25 protein-coding genes and 1 other RNA gene are annotated in these 26378 nt (G+C 37.7%); 5 read left to right on the top strand and 21 right to left on the bottom strand.

Annotated features, from left to right (window positions below; all coding sequences use genetic code 11):
* Nucleotides 1-383: hypothetical protein (locus tag WBM60_RS16155; RefSeq protein WP_424283327.1), on the bottom strand; the 383-nt coding region annotated here is incomplete at its 3' end.
* A 115-nt stretch (nt 384-498) separates the two neighbouring features.
* Between WBM60_RS16155 and WBM60_RS16150 the strand changes: the two genes are divergently transcribed.
* Entirely contained in the window at nt 499-1647 is a 1149-nt protein-coding gene (locus tag WBM60_RS16150) for a cysteine desulfurase family protein (RefSeq protein WP_424262696.1), read from the top strand.
* Here WBM60_RS16150 and WBM60_RS16145 read toward each other — a convergent pair.
* From WBM60_RS16145 to WBM60_RS16135, 3 genes are read right to left on the bottom strand one after another with little or no spacing between them, the layout of a single operon-like run.
* Nucleotides 1634-2296 carry a hypothetical protein gene (locus tag WBM60_RS16145; RefSeq protein WP_424262694.1) on the bottom strand — a complete coding sequence of 221 codons (663 nt, stop codon included), beginning with the start codon at nt 2294-2296 and terminating at the stop codon, nt 1634-1636. The two genes, WBM60_RS16150 and WBM60_RS16145, sit on opposite strands and share 14 nt — an antisense overlap.
* Nucleotides 2297-2306: 10 nt before the next feature.
* Nucleotides 2307-4775, bottom strand: coding sequence for a TonB-dependent receptor (locus tag WBM60_RS16140; protein WP_424262692.1), 2469 nt, complete (start codon nt 4773-4775; stop codon nt 2307-2309).
* Nucleotides 4776-4779: 4 nt separating this feature from the next.
* A complete protein-coding gene (locus tag WBM60_RS16135) occupies nt 4780-6471 on the bottom strand; it encodes a M23 family metallopeptidase (protein WP_424276774.1) in 1692 nt (563 codons plus the stop codon).
* Between the two features lie 209 nt (nt 6472-6680).
* Between WBM60_RS16135 and WBM60_RS16130 the strand changes: the two genes are divergently transcribed.
* The 4 genes from WBM60_RS16130 to rny all read left to right on the top strand — a co-directional run bounded on the left by WBM60_RS16130 (nt 6681) and on the right by rny (nt 9218).
* The gene (locus WBM60_RS16130; protein ID WP_424262145.1) at nt 6681-6971 is read left to right on the top strand and encodes a hypothetical protein; all 291 of its coding nucleotides are present in this window, start codon (nt 6681-6683) and stop codon (nt 6969-6971) included.
* 14 nt (nt 6972-6985) lie between these two features.
* Entirely contained in the window at nt 6986-7282 is a 297-nt protein-coding gene (locus tag WBM60_RS16125; RefSeq protein WP_299163698.1) for a cell division protein ZapA, read from the top strand.
* Nucleotides 7283-7336: 54 nt separating this feature from the next.
* Nucleotides 7337-7444, top strand: a non-coding RNA gene (ssrS, locus tag WBM60_RS16120) — 6S RNA.
* Nucleotides 7445-7649: 205 nt separating this feature from the next.
* Nucleotides 7650-9218, top strand: a complete 1569-nt coding sequence (rny, locus tag WBM60_RS16115; RefSeq protein ID WP_424262147.1) for a ribonuclease Y — start codon at nt 7650-7652, stop codon at nt 9216-9218.
* Between the two features lie 105 nt (nt 9219-9323).
* Here the strand turns inward: rny and WBM60_RS16110 are convergent, their stop codons facing one another.
* From WBM60_RS16110 to WBM60_RS16030, 17 genes are all read right to left on the bottom strand, one after another.
* Nucleotides 9324-10646 (bottom strand): DUF3570 domain-containing protein, encoded by a 1323-nt coding sequence (locus tag WBM60_RS16110; RefSeq protein WP_424262149.1) that lies wholly within the window; start codon nt 10644-10646, stop codon nt 9324-9326.
* 45 nt (nt 10647-10691) lie between these two features.
* Nucleotides 10692-10904, bottom strand: a complete 213-nt coding sequence (locus WBM60_RS16105; RefSeq protein ID WP_424262151.1) for a DUF4266 domain-containing protein — start codon at nt 10902-10904, stop codon at nt 10692-10694.
* A complete protein-coding gene (locus tag WBM60_RS16100) occupies nt 10901-11887 on the bottom strand; it encodes an FAD:protein FMN transferase (RefSeq protein ID WP_424262153.1) in 987 nt (328 codons plus the stop codon). The genes WBM60_RS16105 and WBM60_RS16100 overlap by 4 nt, the downstream gene beginning before the upstream one ends.
* The gene (locus tag WBM60_RS16095; RefSeq protein WP_424262155.1) at nt 11888-12325 is read right to left on the bottom strand and encodes a thioredoxin family protein; all 438 of its coding nucleotides are present in this window, start codon (nt 12323-12325) and stop codon (nt 11888-11890) included.
* 159 nt (nt 12326-12484) lie between these two features.
* The gene (locus tag WBM60_RS16090; protein WP_424262157.1) at nt 12485-13048 is read right to left on the bottom strand and encodes a cysteine hydrolase family protein; all 564 of its coding nucleotides are present in this window, start codon (nt 13046-13048) and stop codon (nt 12485-12487) included.
* A gap of 1 nt (nt 13049) precedes the next feature.
* Nucleotides 13050-13925, bottom strand: coding sequence for an ABC transporter ATP-binding protein (locus tag WBM60_RS16085; protein WP_424276775.1), 876 nt, complete (start codon nt 13923-13925; stop codon nt 13050-13052).
* On the bottom strand, nt 13922-14593 hold the full coding sequence (gene modB, locus WBM60_RS16080; RefSeq protein ID WP_424260962.1) for a molybdate ABC transporter permease subunit: 672 nt from the start codon (nt 14591-14593) through the stop codon (nt 13922-13924). The genes WBM60_RS16085 and modB overlap by 4 nt, the downstream gene beginning before the upstream one ends.
* A complete protein-coding gene (locus WBM60_RS16075) occupies nt 14593-14994 on the bottom strand; it encodes a TOBE domain-containing protein (RefSeq protein ID WP_424260954.1) in 402 nt (133 codons plus the stop codon). The genes modB and WBM60_RS16075 overlap by 1 nt, the downstream gene beginning before the upstream one ends.
* On the bottom strand, nt 14987-15757 hold the full coding sequence (gene modA, locus WBM60_RS16070; RefSeq protein ID WP_424260956.1) for a molybdate ABC transporter substrate-binding protein: 771 nt from the start codon (nt 15755-15757) through the stop codon (nt 14987-14989). The genes WBM60_RS16075 and modA overlap by 8 nt, the downstream gene beginning before the upstream one ends.
* Entirely contained in the window at nt 15738-16502 is a 765-nt protein-coding gene (locus WBM60_RS16065) for an SOS response-associated peptidase (protein WP_424283326.1), read from the bottom strand. Before WBM60_RS16065 ends, modA begins: the two co-directional genes overlap by 20 nt.
* A gap of 133 nt (nt 16503-16635) precedes the next feature.
* Nucleotides 16636-18033 carry a short-chain fatty acid transporter gene (locus tag WBM60_RS16060; RefSeq protein WP_424276777.1) on the bottom strand — a complete coding sequence of 466 codons (1398 nt, stop codon included), beginning with the start codon at nt 18031-18033 and terminating at the stop codon, nt 16636-16638.
* Between the two features lie 139 nt (nt 18034-18172).
* The gene (locus tag WBM60_RS16055; RefSeq protein WP_424283325.1) at nt 18173-21448 is read right to left on the bottom strand and encodes a S41 family peptidase; all 3276 of its coding nucleotides are present in this window, start codon (nt 21446-21448) and stop codon (nt 18173-18175) included.
* 161 nt (nt 21449-21609) lie between these two features.
* Entirely contained in the window at nt 21610-22908 is a 1299-nt protein-coding gene (locus WBM60_RS16050; protein WP_424283324.1) for an alpha/beta hydrolase family protein, read from the bottom strand.
* A 13-nt stretch (nt 22909-22921) separates the two neighbouring features.
* Nucleotides 22922-23740 carry a class I SAM-dependent methyltransferase gene (locus WBM60_RS16045; protein ID WP_424262732.1) on the bottom strand — a complete coding sequence of 273 codons (819 nt, stop codon included), beginning with the start codon at nt 23738-23740 and terminating at the stop codon, nt 22922-22924.
* Nucleotides 23741-23743: 3 nt separating this feature from the next.
* Entirely contained in the window at nt 23744-24295 is a 552-nt protein-coding gene (locus WBM60_RS16040; RefSeq protein ID WP_424279489.1) for a GNAT family N-acetyltransferase, read from the bottom strand.
* A gap of 44 nt (nt 24296-24339) precedes the next feature.
* The gene (locus tag WBM60_RS16035; protein ID WP_424262728.1) at nt 24340-24837 is read right to left on the bottom strand and encodes a DinB family protein; all 498 of its coding nucleotides are present in this window, start codon (nt 24835-24837) and stop codon (nt 24340-24342) included.
* A gap of 70 nt (nt 24838-24907) precedes the next feature.
* Entirely contained in the window at nt 24908-26305 is a 1398-nt protein-coding gene (locus WBM60_RS16030; protein ID WP_424262726.1) for a Gfo/Idh/MocA family protein, read from the bottom strand.
* Nucleotides 26306-26378: the final 73 nt, after the last annotated feature.

The raw sequence follows: 26378 nt of genomic DNA, 5'->3' as shown, positions 1-26378 counted from the left end.
TCACTTTGCACTGTTGTAATAAATACTTCTCCACCTTGTCCTTCAAACTCCTCAACAACGGTAGGGGTTATTGGCGGTACCGCATCACAAAAATAATTTTTAGACGTATTGTCGGAAAAAGTCCGATATGTTAACATGGATTGCCCTGGGATTGCACTCTTTATTGTGTCGGCAGAAACTTCATTCTTTAAAAGGCCGCTTTGCAATTCAAGAATTAAAGCTTCGGCTGTATTGAGTTTAAAGAATAGCGTGCTGTTAACAGTTGTGGTAGATTCACAGAATGTGATACTGGTATCGTTAAAATCTATCGTTTCAATTATGAGATCACCATCATCGCATGAGCTGAAGAAGCACAAAATAAAAAGTAATAATATCCTGTTCATGCCTCAAATTTAAATGAATTTAAGGCTATTATCCTAGTGCATTGAGTTGATTTTATGAAGAGTTTAAGTTTATTTCGATTATTTTTGGTCTTGTTGCTCAATACACGACTTGTACATGCGAAAGATCTATTTTGATAATGCCGCCACAACCCCCGTTAGGGCAGAAGTAATTGCAAAAATGCAGGACGCCCTGGTCAACTCTTATGGCAATCCTTCTTCTACACACGGATTTGGAAGAAGCGCCAAAACGGAAATTGAGCAAGCGCGCAAGACTATTGCCAAATATTTGAATGCCCAACCTTCTGAGATTATTTTCACATCGGGCGGTACCGAAGCAGATAACATGATCTTAAGAAGTGCAGTCAGGGATATGGGAGTAAAAACTATTATTACTTCAAAAATAGAGCATCATGCTGTATTGCATACGGCAGAGGCCCTGGAGAAGGAGTTCGGTACCAATATTGAATTTGTTGACCTCGATAGTTTTGGTAATGCAGACCTTAAACATTTGGAACAGTTGTTAGTAGCAGATGATTCAAAAAAATTGGTCAGTCTAATGCATGTAAACAATGAAATTGGGAATATTTTAGATATTCATAAGATAGCATTGATATGTAAATCCAAGGGTGCTCTTCTCCATTCAGATACAGTTCAATCTATCGGTCATTTCAAATGGGACGTACAAACCACACCAATTGATTTTATGGTGGCCGCAGCTCATAAATTTCATGGCCCCAAAGGGGTTGGGTTTGCTTTTATAAGGAAAAACTCCAATTTAGAACCTTTAATACTGGGTGGTTCTCAAGAACGCGGATATCGGGCAGGAACAGAACCATTTCACAATATTGTCGGGTTAAAAGAAGCGTTCGTTGCTGCCTATGATAATCTGGAAGAGGAAAAAAAATATATTTGCGGGCTAAAAGAATATTTTATTAAAAAAATCAAAGAAACTATTCCCGAGGTTAAATTTAACGGATATTCGGGAAACTTGGAAATGAGTACGTATACATTGGTGAATGTTTGCCTGCCTTTTAGCAAGGAGAAATCTCAAATGCTTCTATTTCATTTGGATCTTAAAGGGATTGCTTGCTCAGAGGGGAGTGCCTGTCAATCCGGTGCCAATGGTGGTTCACATGTACTTGCAGAAATTTTGTCTGAGGAAGAACTGGAAAAGCCCTCTGTCAGGTTTTCGTTTTCAAAATATAACACAAGCGAAGAAGTAGATTATGTGGTTGAGGTTTTGAAAGAGTTTAATCGGACTTAGGATTTTTATTGATCCTTAACCTTTCCTTGTCATATGGAAATTTGCGCACCAGTCTTTTCATCATTTTATCAATCAGGTCGGCTGTATTTCTTCCTGATTTTTTATTGATTTCATTCTCGTATTTCCAAAGTAATTTACCCGTTTTTCCATCACTTATTTTAATACCGATTCGACCGTAATTAGCATCACCAAGGATATAGTCCATAAAGCTAAATTCAACCGGAATTCCTTTAGAAATCAGGATATTTATGTCCAAATTCCCACTTATAATAGCATCCACCTCCAGTATTTCACAAAGTTCTTTAATGGTATACGTGTCTATATTATGGTAAGTAATGTTATTTTGGGCGAGTATGGCATTGGTGTTTTTAATATTTTGAAAATCTACAGTAAATTTTTTCTTTTTCTTTCCCAGCCCAAAATAAGTCTCCAGGGCATCCTGTACGGCATAGCCTTCTTTTTTTTCTAACTTCTTTGATTCTTCTTTGGTAATATTTTCCTCTAATGAAAGATGGGTGAAAAACGGAATAATAGCCAGCACATGATGATCCTTACTTAGGTCATCAAATTTACTGCTTTCGTAAACATTTTTTTGGGCATTGATTAAAGTGCCGCAGGCAAAAAGGGAAATAAAAAGTAATTTTTTCATTCTAAATTAGCTAAAAACGCATGCTTAATTTCAGGTTGAACACACGGGATGTCATATAATTGGGAACTGCAAACTCCAGTTTACTGTCCACGTCTCTTACCCATGTGTTGGTTATGGAGTTTTGATTATTAAATAAGTTGTAAATCTCAAAACCAATATTTAATTCTTCAAAGCGATATAACCAGTGGCCCTTTGGGTATTGTTTGTTTAATCCTGCAAAAATATAGGAAATACCCAAATCTGCACGTTTATAATCTCTTAATCTATTCTGAAAATTATAAGGATCTGCATAACTTGGTGAACCTCCGGGTACTCCGGTATTGTAGACAAGATTCAAATACATCCTTAAACTGGGTATAGTAGGGATGTAATCCTGCCACAATATGCCTATCTGAAATCTTTGATCTGTTGGCCTTGAAATATATCCTCTGTCATCTATATTTTCTTCAGTTTTAAGGAAACCCAGGCTTACCCAGGATTCTGTTCCCGGAACAAATGCACCATTCATTCTCATATCAAATCCATAAGCATACGCTTTCGCATTATTTGCTGCGGCATAACGAATTCTAACATCATCAAGTGTATATGGATTTACATTGGTCAAATTCTTATAATACAATTCACTTAGCAGTTTAAAAGGCCGGTTCCAAAGTTCAAAGCTATATTCGTTTCCAAGTACAAAATGCACAGATTTTTGAGCTTTTACGTCTGGTTGAATTGTACCAGTGGGATCTCTTAATTCACGATAAAATGGGGGTTGCTGATATACCCCTGCGGCAATTCTAAATAACATATCGACCTTCCATGAGGGTTTGATTGCAAACTGTCCTCTTGGGCTGAAAATAATCTGAGAATTACTGGAAAATCCTTCCCCGCTAACTGTCCAATATTGGGTTCTTAAACCTAAGTTATAATAAATGTTATTGGTATTCCACAATGTTCTTCGGCTATATTGAAGATATCCGGATAAACGATTAGTTTTTACAAAATTCAAAGCAGAAACGGATGTGTAAGGAACTATTGCTGTGTTAAAAGGTTCTTGCGGTTGGTTGTTTATAAACTCATCAGTGGGTGGCCTTACAGAATAGCCTAAAGAGTCTAAAAACTCAGATTCACGAATCTGATCTCTAAAGTCCTCATGGGTATATTTAATACCCCATTCCCAGGATTCCCCGTTATTACTCAGTTTGCCATTGTGTGCCAGATTCACTATGAGTGCGTCAAGGTCATTTCTTGCCCTGTTAAACTGGGTGCCCAATCCCCTTGTGGAAGTTACCTCACCGAGATTATTGCTGCCAAGATCTGTATCAATCTCACCTAATTCATATTGTGAAATGACATCGGAATACTCTTCTTCCGTCGTATGGTATAGCGAGGTTATAAAACTTAGTGAAACATTATCATTTACATAATAATCCGCCTTTAGTGCCCCAAGGCTGGTTTTATAATTATTATCTTCTTCGCCCTGATAATAGACGACAAGAGCCTTAGGATCTGTAATTGTACCAAAGTTGGTTTGTCTGGAAAGGGGTACATTTTTATAATCATTAACAGAAAGATTTCCTAAAAAGTTAAGACTGAATTTTCTGGAGAAATGGTAAGTAAGATAAGTTTGTAAATCTGCAAAAGCGGGTGTAAAATTAGTGTTGGTTTGCTGGCTATTTACCAGAAGACTATTGTCTCTGTAGCGGAGCCCAGTTACACTGGAAAAATTGCTATTTTTAGATAAAGTTTCAAGTGTAATTCCTCCTCCAAGAAAACTAGCCCCTATATTCAATCCGAATTCAGTTGGATTTTTATATGTAATATCTAAAACGGAAGAGAGCTTATCCCCATAATGAGCCTGAAAACCACCAGCCGAGAATTCCAGATTTTGGACCATATCGCTATTTACAAAACTTAAACCTTCTTGCTGACCAGAACGCACAAGAAAAGGCCGATAGACCTCAATACCATTGATATAAACCAGATTTTCGTCATAATTCCCGCCTCTTACAAAATACTGAGTGCTCAATTCATTATTAGAAGAAACTCCTGGAAGTAGCTTCAGCACATTTTCAACACCTGCATTGGCTCCCGGAATTTTTCGTACAAGTTGAGCGGAAATTGTGGTAATACCTTCTGCGCTTTTTTCTCCGGTTGCCGTAACTTCAACGCCATCTACCTGAATTACATCAGTTTTCATTACCGGGTTGAATTCAAAAGTTTCATTTGTGCTAAGTATTAAGTTCTCAAGGATTACATTTTTATGGCCTAAATGAGTGAAAATTATCGTTATTTCTTTATCGGCAATTACTTCCAATAAATAAAATCCGGTTGAATCCGTGTAGGTGCCATGACCCTCGGTGGTGATATTTACATTGGATAATGGCTCGTCATTAATTCCCAGGACCACCCCTGTAATTGAAGCCTTTTGCCCGCTCACCAAAGTAAGCGAACCCAAAAAAGAAAGAAGGAATAAGAGTTTAGAACACTTCAAAAGTTTATTTTCTGTAAAAACTACTGGTAAAGGTATTTGAATTCCCTACGTTATCTGTAACGATTACTTTAAGTTCACATTGCGTTTGATTTAGGATTTTATCGTCAAAATTATAGGTAAGTGTTTTTGTTTTGGGTTCGTATTCCATTAATATCCATTCATCATTTAATGTAGCGGAATAAGTTTCAATGCCACTTAAGTCATCAGAGACTATTAAACTGAGATAACGGTAGTTATTTAACCACTGCTTTTCTTTAAAGTTTTTGGAACGTATTTTCGGTGGAATTGTATCCTGTGCGAGGGTATAGGTCCCCAGGCTTCTGGTTCTGGTTGTGAAGGTTGTCCCTCTTTTAAAAGTGGTCATATAATTTGCTTTATTTTTTTTGTCGAGACGGGCTATAAACAATTTTTTTCGTTCCTGCAGAGAGTATTTGGTTACATCAAAAGTTATTGTAAAGTTTTTGTGTGCCGGGATCCTGTTATTGTGAATTACAACCGTATCCGTACCTTTTTGCAGGTCCATATAAAAATTATCATAAAACGTATTTGCCGGAAAATAGACTTTTGCAGCACCCAGGTCATAATTATTAGGCTGCTTGGCGACAATAAAATAATCTGTCTTCAATTCATCCTCAATTACCAGTGGCGGCTGTCTTTTTCCTTCAACAGGAATAACTAATTTTACAAGATTATCCTGCAGATCCTTTATAAGGATTTCCACCTTGTAAAAAAGTCCTTCGTCTACATTAATTTTTCCTTCATTATAGACTTGTTTATATATTTCAAGTCGATTTCCAGGAGCAATAAAGCAGCGTTGTATGCGCTCGTTATATTTTCCAAAATGGTCATAATCTATCAGAGTGTTGATATATCGGGTTTCGTTAAATGAAAATGATTCGAAATTGAAATCGGTGTAAATTTTTCCATTCACTAATTGTTGTACAGAATAGATTCCATTCTTGTTGGCCGCGAGATCTTGCCTGTCATAGGTATTTATTCCAAAACCAATTGTTCCGGAGGCGTATACATTATCTGCCAGATAAGATCCATCCTTTTGTTTGTTGAATTTAATTTGAATCTTTTTGCTGCTTCTATTTACCTGTGCGTCTTCAGACAATGGATAAGCAAATAAGCTTACAAGGGTTGGATTGGTAGCATCCCGCACCTCTAAACCATAAAGAAGCGGGTTAGTTGGTTTTTCTGATATACTACTTCTTATTTCAAAATGCAGATGTGGCCCCGAAGATCCTCCGGTGTTCCCGCTATAAGCTATTACCTGATCTTTTAGGACCTTAAGGTCACCGTAATCCGGAAATACTTCAACTTCATATGATTTTTTCTCATATTGAAGCTTCTTAATAAAGGATTCTATTTCCGGAGAAAACTTTTGAAGATGTCCGTATACTGAAGTATAACCATTGGGATGGGCGATGTATATAACTTTCCCATACCCCCAAAGGCCTATTTTTATTCTTGTTACCGTACCATTCCCTATAGCATAAACCGGTAATCCCTGTCTCTGTTGGGTTTTTATGTCAATACCAGAATGAAAATGATTGGATCGTAATTCACCAAATGTACCAGCCAGGACTAAGGGTATGTCCAAAGGAGGCCTGAAAGTGTTTAGGGGGTACTTGTCCTGACTCAATCCTGTAAGAAAGGAAAGAAGAAGGAGACTTAAAATAAGTATTCTCATAGCTGCTAAGTTGATGCGAATTTAATTAATACGAGTTAAACTTGGAAAAAAGGTCTTTTAACTACCATAATTTTCTTTAATATTTATTTTAATTTTCGGAATGGCCCAAATTATTGGATTTAAAGAATCACTTAAAGAATAATTGCAAAAACTATTGCGAAGTCGTTGGAGGTGTGTTAACTTTGTATAGAACGTATTGTAATTTGCATATGAGCGAATTGGTTGAAATCGTTGATTCCTTAGAAAATAAAATTAGCAAGCTTCTGCATAAAATAGAATTGCTAAATCAATCTAAAATAAGATTGGAGCAGGAAATTGTTGCACTTAAAAATGAGGATGAGACAATAAGGAATACCATTTTGGAATGGGAAGAAAGATATAATTCTCTCAAGCTTGCAAATTCAATGCTGGGCAGTGATAATAATAAAACTGAAGCAAAGCTCAAAATAAATACATTAGTTAGAGAGTTGGATTATTGTATAGCTCAACTTGCTGAGTAGTGTTACTAAGAAATATGGGAGAGAAGCTGAAAATAAAGCTCTCTATCGCAGATAGGGTATATCCTTTAACCATTGACCCGAGTCAGGAAGAAGGACTAAGAAAGGCCGCAAAGAATATAGAACAGCTTGCCAAGAAATTTGAGCAAAATTATGCCGTTAGAGACAAACAAGATGTATTGGCTATGTGTGCCTTGCAGTTTGCCTCTAAGATTGAACAAAGAGGCATAGATAATACAGAGGATACCAAAGAAGTTACAGAACGTTTAAGGGCGTTGGATCAGCTGGTAAACTCTAAGCTTAGTATAAAATAAGTTCTTTAACATAATACAAAGTTACTGCCCACATTGGTATTTAATTTTTGACGAACTCAACACTAATTTGTTTGAAAAGGGTGAGTTTAGGTTGTAAAAGCAGGCCTTCTTGTAAAGGATCCTTGATCAACTTGTTAGCCCTAAACCTGTTTATTGGAGTTTGTACAGAACTTCACCAATGTGGGTTTTTTTATTTAAAATTGATTTTATGAATCATTTTGAGGCCTGATCTCGATTTGTTTTTCCCCGTAGGAGATTAGCAATAATAGTTTTAAAGTCAAATTACTTAGTGATTGCGCGGATCTTTTTAAGCGCTGCATTCATGCTTTAACCAGGGGCAGAAAAGTATTAATTATTAAAATAGGTTATGGATATTACAACAATTGCAATAGCAGCTTTAGTTGGTTTGGTGATAGGATTTATTGTTGCAAAGGTCTTGGAGAAAGGTAAGGCATCAAAGACTGTGACGAATGCAAAAAAAGAAGCAAATTCGATCTTAAAAACCGCCAATATTGAAGGCGAGAATATTAAAAAGGACAAGATTTTTCAGGCTAAGGAGAAATTTTTGGAATTAAAAGCAGAACACGAAAAGGTAATCATCAACAAAGACAAAAAGATTGCGGAATCTGAAAAGCGAACGCGTGATAAAGAATCGCAGATTAGTGGAGAACTGGCTAAGAATAAAAAGCTAAATGAGCAGCTTGAAATAAAACTTAAAGATCTCGATCACAAATCTGAATTTTATGATAAAAAACAGTCTGAACTTGAAAAACTTCATAAAAGTCAGATTCAGCAGTTAGAAGTTATTTCGGGCTTATCTGCGGAAGATGCAAAAGATCAGCTCCTCGAATCTCTGAAGGAAACTGCCAAAACAGATGCAATGGCTTATTTGCAGACCACGATGGAGGATGCTAAACTTACTGCTCAGCAGGAAGCTAGGAAAATCGTCATAAATACCATTCAGCGCATTGGAACTGAAGAAGCTGTTGAAAACTGTGTATCTGTATTTAACCTGGAATCTGATGATGTCAAGGGTCGTATTATTGGAAGGGAAGGACGGAATATCAGGGCACTGGAAGCTGCAACTGGTGTAGAAATAATTGTTGATGACACCCCTGAGGCAATTATACTATCTTGTTTTGATTCTGTTCGAAGAGAAGTAGCCCGGCTCTCTTTACATAAGCTGGTCACCGATGGAAGAATTCATCCGGCCAGGATTGAGGAGATTGTACGAAAAACTGAAAAGCAAATAGAACAAGAAATAGTCGAGGTTGGTAAACGCACGGTCATTGATTTGGGCATTCATGGGTTGCATCCTGAATTGATTAAAGCCGTGGGCAGGATGAAGTACAGATCTTCTTACGGACAGAACTTATTGCAGCACTCAAGGGAGGTAGCAAAACTTTGCGGGGTAATGTCTGCAGAATTAGGTTTAAACCCTAAAATAGCCAAGCGTGCAGGTTTGTTGCACGACATAGGTAAAGTACCAAATACGGAAGCCGAAGTAGAAACACCGCATGCCATTTTAGGGATGCAATGGGCCGAGAAATTTGGGGAAAAACCGGATGTATGTAATGCAATAGGTGCCCACCATGATGAAATAGAAATGAAGACTTTAATATCACCTATCGTACAGGTATGTGATGCTATTAGTGGCGCCCGCCCCGGAGCAAGACGACAGGTGCTTGATTCCTATATTCAACGACTAAAAGATCTCGAAGATATTGCCTTTGCTTTTGGAGGTGTGCAAAAAGCCTATGCCATTCAGGCAGGAAGGGAATTGAGGGTTATTGTTGAAAGTGAGAAAGTGAGTGATGAGAAAGCTGCACAACTTTCTTTTGAAATCTCACAGAAAATTCAAACAGATATGACTTACCCGGGTCAGGTAAAAGTTACCGTTATACGGGAAACCCGTTCGGTTAATGTAGCGAAATAAGGAGTTTTCTTATACGAATTTAAAAACGAGCTTAAAGCTCGTTTTTTTGTTTCATATATATTTGGTTGTCCTGGTAAAGGACATTCGTAAATATTGGCAGATATTTTAATCAACGACAAATTTAAAACCGGCGGTAATAATACCAGCACTTAAACCGGTATTTCTTTTGTAATAATTATACCTTAAATCAATACTCTTCAAACCTACTTTCAATTTGTGTTGTTTCATGATAATATTGGTATAATTAATACCAAAACCAAATTGATTCGCATTGTATTCAGACAAGTCATAATCTGAAGTATAGAATTGCGAGGTGGAAAGATGTTCGTTATAAGGGGCAAAATAATCCGCCGCCTTTTGGTTGTAAAAGCGATAAGATGGATATAAAGTGAACTTTTCTGCTATTTTTACAGCAACTTCAATACTTAGTGTATTGGAATTTATCCCCCAATCATCAAAATAATATCTATAAAATGAGCGCACTACCAGATATTCATTGATAAAAAAGTTGAGTCGGCCTCCCAGTGCAACTTTGAACCTGGAATCCGGCAAGCGTTCAATATCATCAGCCAGATGAAAATTATCAATAAAAGAATCTGCGACATCACTAAAATAGACCCGTTGAAAAGGTGTGGAAAGCAAACCTTGCTGCAGGACAAAATCGGCTAAAAAAGCTCCCTGTATGTTTTTGGAAAGAATTTGCGACAAACCAACGCCAAAAGAATAGGAATTTCGATTCTCATCCGTTAAAACAGCAAAAGACGGGTTGTAATCAGGGTTTCCTGTAATGGTATTTTCTAAAAATAAAAAATCATTCAATCCCCTGCCACCCGGGGCAAAAGGACGAAGTTCATAGGGGTATATAGCTTTCCATTTATCAAGAAATACATTTGCACTAAATCCAAGTTCTGTATTTTTCTCATTAAACAACCGGGTATAACTACCTCCAAAACCGAGTGAAGTGTAATCATACTCCGTTGAAAATGAAAGTTTTCCGCTCCAGATAGAATTTCTGTCATCCGAACTATGGCTGTAATTCCCTGTAAGATTAACCCAGGTATCACTCTGTGAAGCGCCAGAGGCAGCGACAAAGGGATCTGCAAAACCTTTGTCAAAAGGATTAATATTACTGGAAGAGGCAGAGGTATATGCCGAAATACCCGCATCCACTGTTATAACGTCGTCATCACTAATTGGGATTGATATTACCAAAGTTCCGGTAAAATCTGTTAATTCTTCCGTTCCAAGGCCTCCTGTCACCGCAGCATTATTACCATCCTGGGAGTAGTAACTAGATAAAATGTCTATTTCAGTAGTTTCCAAAACCCTTTTTTTGTAATCCCCGGCATTTTCTTGCTGATTCTGAGCATGGCAAATACCAAAGAACATGAAGAGGAAAACCGGAAGAATGAATTTATATATGGGCATAGTTTTTCTATAAAAGGATGTCACTGAATTACGCTCATCCCCAAATTAATTGCATCCACAACCTCCACCTGTTTTACCTCCATTTGCACCAACTGCTGCTTCGCGATAGGAATGAAAAATTGTAATATTTCTGTCGCATAACTTTTCGGATAGCTCCATATCAGGATCATTAATATTTACTTTTTCATATCCCTTTACTGCAACGCAGCTACTCAAAGCTATTGGGATACATGCTACTAAAACAATTTTTTTAATCATATCCTGTCTATTTCTATATTATCGGAAGTAAATACTTTCCCTTCTTTGTCGATAATTACGCACTCAACTTTCGGTAATTGATTTATTCTGTTTATTCCCGTTTCAATACCCATGACAAATACAGATGTTGCAAGGGCATCTGCCAATTCTGCTTTTGGAGCAAATACAGTTACACTCAAAATACCGGTTGCGGGATAACCTGTACGCGGGTCGATAATATGCGCGTATCGTATCCCGTTAAATTGCACAAATTTTTCATAATTACCCGAGGTTACTACCGCACCATTGGAAATTGGCAAAACGGCGGCTGCCTTGGTTTTATTTAGTGGATTTGTAATAGCAACGGTCCATTCATTGCCGTTAGGTTGTCTGCCCCATGTATTCATGTCTCCTGAAGCATTAATAATACCTGCCTGTACGTTGTTTTTGAGTAATAAGGCTTTCGCCTGGTCTGCTGCATATCCCTTCCCTATAGCTCCGAATCCAATTTTCATTCCTTTGTCTTTAAGGAAAACCGATTTATTCCTGGAATCCAGAATTATTTTCTGGAATCCCACTTTAGCAACGGATGACTTTATTTCCTCTTTTGAGGGCATTTCCTTCATACTACCGTCAAATTTCCAGATTTTGTCCATAGACGCATAACTTATATCAAAAGCGCCATCGGTTAAACCTGAAAGACCAATAGCCCTTTCAATTAAGTCGTATAATTCTACACTAACTTTAACCGGCTTTATTCCCGCATTTTTATTGATTAAAGAAGTCTCCGAATTAGGATCCCAGGAAGAAATAAGTTTTTCAATTCTTGAAATTTCATTAATGGCAAGGTCTATAACTCTATTGGCCTCCGTTGAATCTTTTACGACCACAGTAATTTGAAAGCCACTGCCCATTAATTTAAGGCTTCGATGAAAAGACTGCTGTGCCGATATGGGAACAGCAATTAAAAGAATAATAAAAAGGGTGCCAATTTGTTTCACCATTTACCCGGAAAAAGATTCTAAAAGACTGATATATTCTTTAACGGATATTTTCTTATAACCAGTTTGTCCCAAAATCTTGCCATCTTTATCCAGGACAACAACCAAGGGAAAGTAACCCTTGCTATTATAAATTTCCGCCAGTTGCTCATTTTTTTTCTGCTGTTCGGCTGGGAGCATATTTTGTTTTTTACGCGGGAAATCTGCCAGCAACATAACAAAATGATCTGAAGAATAATTTTTGAATTCTTCAGAGCTCCATATCTGCTGGTCGAGTTTTATGCAAGGTGCGCACCAATCTGAGCCTTGAAAAACTAAAATTATCGGTTTATTTCCATCTTTAGACATTTCTTTGGCTCTCTCAAAGTCGGTCTGCCAATCCTGGGCAAATACCATTCCTGAACCCAGGAAAAGTGTCAGCAGTACTATTCTTATTTTCATATGTTGTACTAACGATTGTTTTAGAAATTTCGTATTACTTTTTACAAAGTTTACGGCACTTTTATCATAAGTTATGAACTAATGTTTAGAATTGGTATCCGATGGTTTGATAAGGCTTAAAACCAAGGAAACTGAAAGCTACTAAATCTGAAATACTTTTTAGATTATTTTCAATAAATCATCGGTTCCAATTACCGTGGCAAATTCATTATGCAAACTTGCCAATTCTACTTCATGGATCATCTCGGCTGTGAATTTTACTCCATCGACACTTACTTTATCAAATGTCGCCGTCCCGTCTGCCACTAAATAAGCATCGTATCCCAAATTTCCTGCCATTCTTGTACTACTCGATACACAATGATCTGTAGTAAGTCCAACTATCACTACTTTTTTGATTTCCAGTTTATCCAATTGTTGTTTTAAATCTGTGCCTATAAAAGCACTATTCACCTGTTTTTCTATGATAGTTTCATTTGCCAATGGCTTTACAATATCCTTGAATTCGTTCCCCGGCTGGCCTTTGGCCAGTGGGGAATTGGGATTGGTTGAGTTATGTTTAACATGAAAAATGGGAAGCTTTTGATTTCTCCAGAAGTCCAGGATTCTTTTTGCATTGGCTTCGGCCATTAGATTATTTCTGTGACCACCGTAATAGTCAATATCATCTAAACCTTTCTGAATATCGATAAGAAGTAGTGCCGGTTTACTATCAGAGTTCATATTATTCAATTTTATAGAGAATTGGATTGAACGCTTTAGAAGCAACCATTACTTTATCACCAATATTCAGAGCTTGTACTTCAGATTTATCAGCAATTACTTTAACCACATTGTTTTGAATAAGAACCGATACAACAATGACAACATCCTGGGGCTCTATCTTCAATACTTCCCCTATAAATTTAAACTTACCACTGATTTTTTTGTTAGCAAAGATCTCGTTTGGAATCCCTTTTCTGGAAATTTTACCGTTTTCAAGCACAAAAACCCTATCAGACAGTTTCATGATTTCACCTATATCATGACTCACCAATAAAGTGGTCAGGCCATATTCATTGTGAATTCTTGTAATATAATCCTGGAGCTTCAAACGAATTTTATAATCAAGGGCGGCAAGCGGCTCATCCAACAAGAGAATATCGGGTTTACTAACAAGAGCTCTTGCCAGGGCCACCCTTTGTTGTTGACCTCCTGAAAGCGTTTGTGGTTTTCTATTTTGCAGATCACCAAGTTCCATCATTTCTATCAGATCTGTAATTACCATTTTATCCTGTCCCTTGTTAGAGGCGAACTCCAGATTTTGTAGTACAGTCATATTTGGAAATAATGCATAATCCTGAAATACATATCCGATATTCCTATTTTGGGGAGCTAAAAAGATTTTATTTTTAGTATCAACCCAACTTGTGTTATCCAGTGTTATTTCACCCTTATCTGGCTTTAATAATCCGGCAAGGATTCTTAAGGTAGAGGTTTTGCCTGCACCTGATTCACCATATAGTGTTACGAATTCTCCTTTCTCAATTTTGCATTGAATATCAAGGTTCATTGTACCGTCAAAGGCGCTTAACTTTTTATGAATATCAATTTTAATCATTTCCAAAAGCGCTTTAGGTATCCCCCATTAATCAAATAGACCATTAGCAGGATGCAAAAGGTAATAATAAATAATACCGTAGCATAGAAATTAGCCGCACCGTAATTCATCGCTTCTACTTCATCATAAATGGCAATGGAAGCGACTTTGGTTTTGCCAGGAATACTACCTCCTATCATCAAAACAACCCCAAATTCACCTACGGTATGTGCAAATGCCAGCACAATACCAGTTAATAAAGAAGTTTTACAATTCGGCAAGAGGACTTTGAATAATGTGGTCCATTTTGATTTTCCCATTACCTGAGAAGCTTCTGTGAGGGAATGTGGCAGGATGCTAAGTCCCGATTGAATGGGGTGAACCATAAAAGGCAAGCTATAGATTATAGAGGCTAGAACAAGACCACCAAATGAGAATACCAGTTTAAGGCCAAGCCATTCATTTATCCAATTTCCAAATGCGTTTCCCGGACTGAAAGCAACAAGGAAATAAAATCCCAGTACCGTTGGGGGTAATACCAAAGGCATGCTAATAAGAGTTTCAATAAAAGGTTTAGACCGGGATTTTGTATTTACCAACCAGTATGCCATTGGTATTGAAATAACCAATAATATTGCTGTTGTAACAACAGCTAGTTTTAAGGTAATAAAGAGTGGATCCCAATTCATCATTCAGATAGCATAATTTCATTCGTTTTAACCATAGCACTTACAGTTAATTCTTCTTCTAAACTAAGCTCATCTACGGCATTAGTAGTAATGATGGAACTTATGTCTCCCGCTGGTGTACTGATCAGGATATTACTTAATAGTAAACCCCGTTCAATATGCTTAATTACACCTCTAAGTTGGTTTTGAATGCTTATTAAATGCTTTACGTCCTTACCAATAATAACTTCTGTTTCTTTAAATAAAACCTTAACCAAATGACCGGCTGTTAAATACGAAGCCGTTTCCGGAGTTTCTATGATGATGGCCTTAAACAGTATTTGATCAGAAAGTTCGACAGTAACCAGCGACAAACTGCCGTTTACTTGCACTTCCTTTATATGACCTTCTAAACTATTCATCTACCGAATATCCGAAATCTTTTAATATAATCTTGGCCTCATTGGAGAAAAGAAATTTATAAAATTTATCGGCCTGCAAATTATTTCTTTTGGATTGTTTTATGACCACTGCACCCTGCGAAATTGGGGTATAGTCAGAATTATTTATTAAAGCCCAATTACCCTTCCCTTTCATTTCTGGTGAAAGGACCACAGATTGGGCTGTAAATCCGATTTCAGCTGATTTAGAATAAATAAATTGATTGGTTTGGCCAACACTTTCCCCATATACCAATTTATTTTCAAGACTATCTAAAAGCCCGTGCTTTTTTAGTACTTCCAGAGCTGCTAGCCCATAGGGTGCTGTTTTCGGATTTGCCAGGGCAATATGGTTAATAGCAGAATCATTCAATGATTTTATCGATACCGGCAGGCCGTCAACCATGGTCCAGAGTACTAGTTTTCCATAGGCATAGATCTCAGGTGGCGCGGTGGTAAAACCATTGTTATAGAGGTCCGAAGGATATTTCATGTCAGCCGAGACAAAAACATCAAAGGGGGCACCTTCCATAATTTGAGCGGTATGCTTACCCGAAGAACCCATGATCAATTCACAATTTATACCGGTCTTTTCTGTGAATTTTTCTATAATGGGCCCTAAAGCATATTGCATATTTGCAGCAGCAGCGATGGTAACTTTCGAGGATTCTTTATTTGAGCCATTGCAACCATAAACAAGCGCTATTAAAACAATTCCTATTACTTTAAAATTCCAGTTCGGCATAAGCTACTTCTTTAGTGATATCCTCAACATTACCCGGATATTCTTTTCCCCTTAACCGGCTTACTGTGTGAGCTTTAAGTTCATCTTCAGGATATGATTGAATCAGATCCTGAATCGTTTTTTTATCCAAATTGTCCTCTATATGCACAAGCCATTTGTCTGCCAGTTCATCTGGTAAAATTAAAGGCATACGGGGTCCTGCTGCTTTTGGATTATTATGAATCTTGGACATCATAGAATTGCCCACCGTAGTAACAATAGAGAATGTATTGATCAATTCCCCAGTTTCTGTATCCATCCATTCGCTCCAGAGCCCTGCCAGGGGCAAAGGTTCATTATCCTTCCTGCTCACATAAAATGGATAGGTTTTGCCGGCATAATGATGATGTTCATAAAAGCCGTCTACATAAATAATACATCGTTTATTTTTGGCTGAATTTCGAAAAGAGGGCTTCTCAAAAATGGTTTCTCCTCTTGCGTTGAGTGTATTGTTCCACAATTTTTTTAATTGTGTCTTATCTTTTACCCAAAACGGTACCAGGCCCCAGGTTGCAAGAGTTGGTTCATATGGAGAACGATCTGGATACATAAATAATTTTGGGTGATTAAAGCCTGACACATGATAAAGCGGCAGGTCTGATAAGGGCACCAGTTTTTCAATGATCTCCTCAATGGCTTGCTCGTTCCCATAATGCCTGGCCCGTTTTAACTGAGCTTCCAGACTTGCCTTGATATCGTAACACATAGCTTAATTTTTATATCATGGAGAAGAATTAAATTTAAGAAATTTTGTTCAATAATTTAATGATATTGGATTTAGGATAATTTTTGAAATCGCCACAATTATTAAAGACAACATGGTCTTTTGGACTTCAATTTTATAGTGGCATCCATATAAGTAGTGCCGACTGAATGATAAAGAACAAAATAAATGGAATTACAAAATACCCCATAATATCTCTTGCCTGCAATTTGGTCCCGCTAGCCATTACAGGAAAAATTATAAGTAAATAGAAAGGCTGCAGTGCATTACTCAGGCTTTCTCCATAGGCAATGCCCATTGACGCTCTTGCAATCATGGCGGTAACTTCTGATTCACTCAACCCTGCCCCAAGTTCTTTAACTACATTAATAATACCAGGTCCTATTACAGCAAATTCACCACCTGCCGATGGGATGGCAAAATTCACCAGACCCCCTGAAACATAAGCCAAAAAAGGATAATTAGTTAAGGTCGCAATTGATACCTGAAGTTCACCAATTTTTTCACCCAGACCGGTTGAAAGCATTATTCCCATAATACCGGCATAAAATGGATACTGAAAGAGTATACCTGAAATATTTCTACTGGAACGTTTCATGGAGATACTATAACGCAGTGGGGTTTTATGCAGAAACAGGCCCAGGATAAGAAACGTAAATATGATAATATTAAAATTCAGATCAAATCCATTCAGATAAAAGTGATGGCCTATATAAATGAAACCAAAAGCTGCAATTGTCATTTGTAAAAGGGCACTGTTATTAAGTATATCTGAGACGGCACGAAAAGGGAGTTTGAAAGATTGTGCTTCCATTTTTACAGAAGGTTCTTTTGGCAGATTATCGAGAACCAGGAGATCGGATAATTGCTTTTGGTTGTTGTTTTTAGGAATTAAAACATAAAATAGTAGTGGACCTCCCACAACAAAGAGCAGTATCATTAAAATGTTCAGAGATGATCCCAAAGTATAAGAAGTAGGTATCAATTCTGAAAGAATTCCAGCTTCCATTAAAAAATTATTTTCGGTATTTAGTAATAGGGCAATTGAACTGGAAGCACCGGAAACCCAGCTTCCCAAACTAAAATAAACACAGGCGATTAGAAAAGGATAGTTTAAACCCTTTACTCTTACCGCCAATTCCCTGGCTAAAATGGCCACAATCACGATCATTCCAAAACTGATCAAGGCTATCAACGCACCAGAAATAAGAACAAATAAATAGACCTGCCCCGGGGTTTTTATAAAACGGGCTATCCAATTTATCCCTTTTTCAACGGGAGCTGATTGGGCTATGCTATGGGCAGTTACAATTACCAAAATAATTTGCATTCCAAAGGCTAATAAGGACCAAAAGCCATCATACCATCCACCCAGAACGTTGATTAATGAAGCATCAGTCCAAATGAGTGCCAGGCAACCCGTAAATAATGTTAAGACTAAAGCAAAAACATAAGCACTTGGCATGTACTTAATAAAAAGATCTGTGAAAATTTTTCCAAGCGCTGAAATCATATTATTTGCCAATCAGTAGTCTTTGGTTAACACTTAGCTGATAGATCTTCTAAATATAGCAGTTAAATGCTGAACAATAAATCTGAGTCAAAAAAAATGTGCGATGGTCACTTAAGTACATCGCACATTTATAGATTTATCAATTAGATTTTCTAGCCCGAACAGGATATTCCGGTTGCTTTGGAATTACAGGGGGGTTACTCTTGAGCTGCTCCAATATAACTTCAATGGCTTTTTCCAATTGAGGGTCGCCCCCTGAAATAACTTCTTTCGGCCATTGTTCAACCATAATATCCGGGGCAACGCCTTCATTCTCCACCCGGTAACCATCTTCATTCCAAAAGGCGACATTTGGAGCAGTAACTGATCCACCATCTATAAATTCAGGATAGCCTAAGACACCTACAAGCCCGCCCCATGTAGTTTTTCCAATTATAGTTCCCAGTTTAAATTTTCTAAACATCCAGGGAAGATAATCTCCACCGGAGCCTGCTGTTTCATCAGTAATCATAACCTTAGGGCCTTGTATTGAAGCACTTGGAGCTTTGAGGTTGTTACCATATCTGAAATTCCAGGAAGCCTGATATGGTTTCTTGAGAATATCTATATAGTAATCTGCCAATTGTCCTCCGCCATTATGGCGTTCATCAACAATTATTGCCTTTTTATTAGCCTGTGGGAAGAAGTAGCGTTTAAAATATTCATGTCCGGCCCCTGCTGTATTCGGGACATACACATATGCTACCTGCCCGTTTGTAGCCTTGTCTACTTTTTTAATATTTTCTTCAACCCAATCCCTGTTTCTAAGGGAACTTTCACTTTCTAAAGGCACTACCTTCACTTTTCGAGAACCAGACCCATCTGCTGAGGCTGAAACAGTAAGCTCTACTATTTTATTTTCAGTATTTTCAAAGAAACTATAGAGATTTTGATCTGCTGTAACCTCATTACCATTTACAGCTATTAAATATTCCCCGACCACAATGTTCACCCCAGGTTCGGTCAATGGTGAACGAAGCTCCGGTGTCCAGTTAAGACCTCCATAAATCTTCGAAAAGCGATACCTGTTGTTAACGACTTCATAATCTGCTCCAAGCAGTCCTCCACCTACTTTATCAGGGTTATTCATTTGATCACCCCGACTGCCAAACCTATGATGTCCTACTGCCAATTCACTGCACATCCATTGCATAACTCTGTAGAGATCACTTCTGCAAGTTACATCCGGTAGAAAACTTTTATATTTTTCTTTCATGGCATTCCAATCTGCCCCGTGCATTCCAGGGTCATAAAAATAATCCCTGTTCACACGCCAGGCTTCATCAAATATATTGGACCATTCTTGTCGGGGATCTATTTTAACCTGGATGGCACCTGTATTTATTACTCCGTTTTCTGGTTTTTTACCTACCTCTGTGATTCCCCATATTTTCTCTTTCAGGTATAACATTTTTTTACCGGAAGCTGCAATAGAATACCAATTTGCCTCCATAATTTCCTCGTCTTCCCGTTTTTTTAAATCATACATTCTAAGGGACTGAGGATCGCTGTAACTGCTATGCGGCTTGCGTGATAGATAAAACAATTTTCCTTCTTCGGAACAACTTAAACCTGAATACATTCCTGGTGAAATAGGCAGGTCAATAATTCGATTAGAAATTTGCCCCCAATCAATTCTCAATGGAGCAACCGTTTTATTTTCCTTCTTGTCATCTTTGTCTGCGGAATCTTCTTTAGATTTTTCATCGTCCTCATCATCTTCTTCATCATTTTCTTTAGCCAAAGGAGAAATAAGTTCTTTCTGCAACGTTACCAAATAGATGGAATTCGTCATTTCCATATCCTGGTTAGACTGATCAAACCAATTCACAACCGGACCGGCATCTGTAGAGGCAAGCATATAGATATATTTTCCACTTGGATCAAAGACTGGCTCACTTACGTTTGAAAGGCCATCGGAAAGTTCAAAGGATTTATTCTGATCTACAGAATATACGTAGGCCCTTTCAAAATTTGTTTCTGTAATGATGGTGTATGACACCCATTTTGAATCATGGGACCAGGATCCAAAAAGTTCTCTGAAAACCCCTGGAATGTATAACTTGTCTGTTCCAATTTTTGTGATTTTCCCACTGGATGTATCAGCCATAAATAAATTACGTCCATTGTCCACGAAGCATAATTTCTTATTATCCGGAGACCAATGTAAATAGGCGTAAAAACCAGAACCGGAAATGGGAAGCTTTTTTATAGTCCCATTTTCCAATGTTTTAAGATGCAGGCTATATTCACCCGAAGCGTCAGAAAAATAAGCTATTTGTTTACCGTCAGGGGACCATTGTGGGTATTTTTCATGAATCCCCGGAGTTTGACTAATGTTATTTACATCACCTTTTTCAGCAGGTACAGTAACAACTTCCCCTCTGAAATCAAATATTGCCCTGGCACCGGAAGGTGAAATACCAGCACTGCGGATATAACTGTCTCCGGAAACATAACGAGGTCTTAGTTCCAGCAAATCAGTGGCAATTGGAATGGTGATTTTTGTGCTGGCCAGAGAATTGGAATCAAATAAGTGCACATATCCAGCTTGCTCGTAAATTAATTCATTGTTATTTGTATTAAGGCTTAGAACAGGGAAATCGTCATAATTTGTATGTTGGGTGACAACTTTAGAATCCAATTCATAGGCATATAAATTAAATTCGCCATTGCGGTCACTTCTGAAAAACACTTTATTTCCTATCCATTGAGGATTGGTATCATTACTTCCAGATGCAGGTTTTGGGACCTCCGTAACTTCATAGGTCTCAGTATTGTATATCCAAATTCGCGATTGCGTGCCTCCCCTGTAATTTTTCCATTGGTTAAAAACTTCATATAAAGGGGTATAAGCAATGTATTTTCCGTCTTCTGAATAGGATGCGCTAAAAGCAGTAGGAATAGGTAATTCTATAGCCTGTCCGCCCTCTATTGCTATGGTATAAAGCTTGGCATGTCTGTTGGTGTAAGTAGATCTACCGGAAATAAAAAGAACACTTTTGCCATCAGGAGTAAAATCCCTTACCTGATCCCAGCCGGGATGCCATGTTAATCTTTTTGGAACTCCGCCATTTGCAGGAACAATAAATACATCTGTATTTCCATCGTACTCTGCACTGAAAGCAATTGATGAACCGTCCGGGGAAAAGACTGGATTAGATTCTACTCCTTCATCAATGGTAAGGCGTCTGGAGTTAGAACCATTTTTATCAGCAATCCAGAGATCTTCGGCATAAATAAAAGCGATTTTATTTTTGCTAATTGCCGGGCTATTCATCAACCTGGTATCAATAGTATTTTGAGCATTAATTTGGAAAAATCCTATAGTTAGCAAAAGGGTTAGTAACCGGAAACTTTTATGTCGTATTCTCATATGAATGGTATAATAGATTATTTTATATTTTCAACGTTAGCCGGAAGGCACTTTGGTATACTGTACAGTCGTTAAATATAAGGTGGATTTTGGTTATAAGAAATTTAGGAGCAGAATTTTTTGAAACCTTTCAACGAATGCAGAATAGTGCTGAAGCATACCTAGTTGGCTTCTGGAAGATTATTTATCCAATTCTCCAAAAGGCCTATATATCTTGGATGTAATTTAGACCAATAGGGAAAATCAATCTGCCCAACATCATACATGGAGTGTGAAGCACCTTCTAATAGTATTATTTCATATGCTTTGTTTTGGCCTTTCTCAAGGGCTTCTGTAATGATTTCGTAACTATTGGGCGGTATAATTTCATCCAAACCACCCTGTACAATAAGTACCGGTTGTTTAATAATTTCAAAATAGGGGAGAGGGGTATATTTCAATTTTTTATCTATTTCTATTTCATTAAGGTTGGGAACCCATACTTTATCAAACCACTCTTGAGATTTAGCTGCGTTAATCTCTTTCTGAAGGGTTTCTTTGGAAATTTCACCTGCAATAGTTTCAAAAACCTTTCGCTCAAATTTGTATGCCTCTTCAATATTCTCACCCAGTGTTTCTTTGTTTCTGTTCTTCCAATAATTAAGATCACTTTCCAATAAGGTAGAACCGGGACAACTCACGGCAATCCCATATTTCAAATCTTTTAATTCATTCAAAATATATGGGATCTTGCTAGCACCCTGACTGCTGCCTTTAATACCAATGTTTTTAATAGGGATGGTTGTCTTTTCACTAAACCACTTAATAGCATTAATATCATCTGACGCAAGTTCTTCTATGCTGGCCTGTGACCAATTGCCTTCGGAAATTCCTGTTCCCCGTTTATCATAAATAAATGTGGTATAACCTCGTTTGGCAAAAAGCTGAGCTTCCGCTCTGGAAGCACTCCTGTCTGAATTGCCAGAGGAAGTGACAATAACTAAGCCTTTTTTATTGTCTTTAGCGGGATAATATATAGTACCGTTCAACATCAGATCATTAGTTTCAAAGCTTATGTCCTCACTTACGGGAGCACCTTTTATTACAGATAAAGTTTTATAGAGGGTATATGGGACTTTCATAGTATCCACGGTAAGTGAGCCCCGGAGCTCAGAATTATTATTCGTCCATAAATTTTTAAACGAATAGGTATGAAAATCACTTTGAAGTTTAAAGTTAATCGAATCGTCTTTTGCTTCTAGCTCCCTAAATGGAATTCGATTCGCGTTTTGTTCCAGGCTTGAAAAAAAGACTTTCCAGCTTGAAGAATCTCGTTCCATCTCAAATACTATTGAATCTTCAAAACTACCTTTTTTGAACAGGCCTATATATCTGCCACTTCGGTCAGATAAATCTGGCTTCGAATTATTGGTACAGGATATTGTGACCGCGATCATAATTAAATAAAGGAATTTTCTCATGAATGATAATGGTTTAACTGATAGAAACTGATTTCTTTTTTCTGCCTTCTATGCTGTACACCATAGGAAGTTTATTCCCAAGATGCTTAATCCTGAACTTTCCTGGTTCAGATTCAATGGTGAATTTAAAACAATTGTACGGGGAATAGTCATATTCTTCAAAGGATGTGACTTCAATCCCATTTTGCGTCAGGCTTGTAATTACTTCTCCTATACTATGATTCCACATGATGTATTTCAGTGTTAGACTAGCATCTCTTTTGGCATACGTTCCTGTTTCAGTTTCCATTATTGGACCGGAATTAAAATAATTGTATGCTATCTTACTAAATTCATCATCAAACATCCAGACCACAGGATGAAATTCTACGAATATAAACCTGCCTCCTGGTTTTAAAAACCCGGAAATAATTTTACCCCATTTATTTAAGTCGGGAAGCCAACCAATAGTACCATAAGTTGTATAGATAATATCAAATTCCTTATTTAAATGTTTAGGGAGATCATAAATATCACAACAAATAAAGTTTGCGTCTATATTTGTTTTCAAAGCTAATTCTCTGGCTCTGTCTATTGCTTTGTCAGAAAGATCAACCCCGGTAACCTCTGCACCAAGCCTCCCCAATGAAAGCGTATCCTGTCCGAAATGACATTGCAAATGCAAAATCCTCAGGCCATTTATATCCCCAAGGAGATTCAATTCTATATTTTTAAGTGATGTCTCACCATCGAGGAATCCTTTCATATTATAGAATTCAGATTCCATATGAGTATCTGTCTTATTATTCCAGGATGCCTTATTTATTTTAAGGTAATCAGAGTCCGAATCCATATATTAAAAGCTGGTTTTTATATTCTGAAGATACTGTTCTTTAGATATTTTGTAATACAAGGAGTTCTCAATGCCCTTGCAACTATCTCTTTTCCAATATTGCATGGAAAGTTTTTCCAGAACTTTTATAGAGGCTTTGTTCTCCCATGCAACCCGGCCAATTATCTCATTTAAATTAAGATTCAAAAAGCCGTGTTCAAGGCAGGCATTGGCAGCTTCGGTGGCATAGCCTTTATTCCATTCTTTCTTAAAAAAACGAAACCCGATATCAACCATATTTTGTTCATTTAATTTTAGTCCACACCATCCAATAAAGTTGTTGGAGCTTTTTGTAATGACAGCCCATCTGCCAAAGCCGTTTTTTTTATATTCCATGTAATTGTTGAGAAATACCCTGGCCTTTTCAATAGTTTCAAACGGGGGGTCGCCTGTGTATTTTATAACTTCAGGGTCAGAATTTAGTTCCCAAATATTTTCAGCATCATTAAGTAGGAATTCCCGGAGGTATAGTCTGGGAGTTTCTATTACTTTCTTAATACTTTTTGGGTTATCCATTGGACCGCAATTTGCCTTTTATTTCATTTTGGAAGATTGCAATTTTACCGTTCTGTATTCTCTTTAATTAGTTTTATGACCAGCCCCATTTGCCCCAGATGATAAATATCGTGGTGCAGCATACCTTCAATAGCAAAGGAATAGGGGTAAGTGCCTTTAAAATCTATATCGTAATAGTGCTCGTCTAAGAATTGATCATCCTTGCTCTGCAGAAGCATTATTACGTCTGAAAGGCTGTTTTTATATGCTTCCTTAAGTTTTTCCCAGCCAATAGATTCCAATTCCGAATTAGTAAGCCAATTTTCATGACCATCTGTCGTCAAGCTACCCTTGCCGGTTTGGATTTTCAAAATCATATCTTTTCTCCAACTGGTTAAGTGGGCTATTAATTCGGCAACACTATGAATATTAGGTAATGGACGTTCAAAGGCCTCTTTTGCTGTAATTGCTGCAAGTTTTTTATCAAAAGTTCCTCCAACCCAGGGCTTTCCCTTTTGAAGCTCATTTAATTGCCTTATGATTGCTTTAATGTTAGATTTCATTATAAAATGGCCAATCTTTTATCTGCTATCACTAGTCCTTTGAACTAGTCATTAAATTTGTCCCTTTTTTTTATGTTATAATTCCGAGGGGATCGGTTTCTTTCCAATTACCCCGGGTGAAATCGGGAAAAGCCTGGGGAGCCCCTTCGCTGCTCACGGAGCGTTCGCTTAGGGGTGAAACGGCGCTCCAAAAACATCCTTCATAAACATTTTGATCAAGGGGTAAGCCATTTCTAAGACATTCAATAATCCGGAAGACCATCATTCCATCCATGCCTCCATGCCCACTTTCACTGGTAGTAGAGGACAAGCGCTTGTATAAAGGGTGATCATATTTTTCATAAAGAGATGCCAATTGTTCTCCTTGAACCCATTGATGATGACTATCTGTAATACCTTCAATACCTCCCTCTAAGGCAACCCGGGTTGGAAAACCAGCCAAAATCCCTTTTGTCCCCTGTATTAAATTAAGTCTGGAATAAGGTCGGGGACTGGTTTCATCCCATTGCACCATAATTGTTCTTCCAAGACTTGTTTTTATTATCGAGGTATTCATATCACCTCCTTTAAAATCCAGTTGATTCCATTTATGGTCCTGGGGAAAATTTTCTTTTGCATAAAGAGCACGACCCCTTGCTGGAGTGGAATATGACACTAAACTTTTAAAGGTATCTTCTGTACGACCCAGATTCATATATTGTGCTACAGGACCCAGACCGTGGGTAGGGTAGAGGTTCCCGTTTCTTTTGGCATAATGGTAAGTACGCCAGGAACCTGTTCCGCGTTCAACCTCATTCATCTGTGTCCTTAAATCGTGAATATAAGCTGCCTCGCTATGCAATAGTTCGCCAATGACTCCTTGTCTGCACATATTTAAGAATAATAACTCGTCACGACCATAATTGACATTTTCCATCATCATACAGTGCTTTCTCGTCTTTTCTGATGTGTCTACAATCTTCCAGAGCTCTTCAATGCTGATAGCCAAGGGTACTTCCACAAAGGCATGGGCGCCACTGTTCATTACTTCAATGGCCATTGGGGCATGATTGGCCCAGTTTGTGACAATAAAAACCATATCTGGATTTACTTCTTTCAGCATCAATTTCCATGCATTCTCATCCCCAAAATAAGTAGCGATGTTTTGATGTCTTTGACCATTGCCCATTTCGGTAACCACGGAAGCCCATTTTGTAGCAAGATCTTCATAGAGATCACATATCGCTACTATTTCTGTCCCTGGCAGGGCGGCGGCAAATTTTAAATGAGCCGGTCCTCTGGCGCCTACTCCTATTACCGCAACCTTAACGGTTTCTAATTTTGGTGCTGCAAAACCACCCATATAAATGGCGTTAGTTTCCCTACTACTTTGGGCATGACCAGATATAGGCAAGATAGATGCTGCCGCAAGACCTGCAGCAGATAGTGTTGTCTTTTTTATGAAGTTTCTTCGGTCTAGGTATTTCATCTGTAAACTTTTAGAACTTAAAGGGTAATTTACTGTTTTTTGATGAAATAACGAATGGCTTTGATACAAACTT

This window comes from Eudoraea sp. (genome assembly GCF_049669105.1).
GTDB lineage: Bacteria > Bacteroidota > Bacteroidia > Flavobacteriales > Flavobacteriaceae > Eudoraea.
Note: the sequence above shows the minus strand (reverse complement) of the source record. Positions and strands in the feature narration are given on the sequence as shown.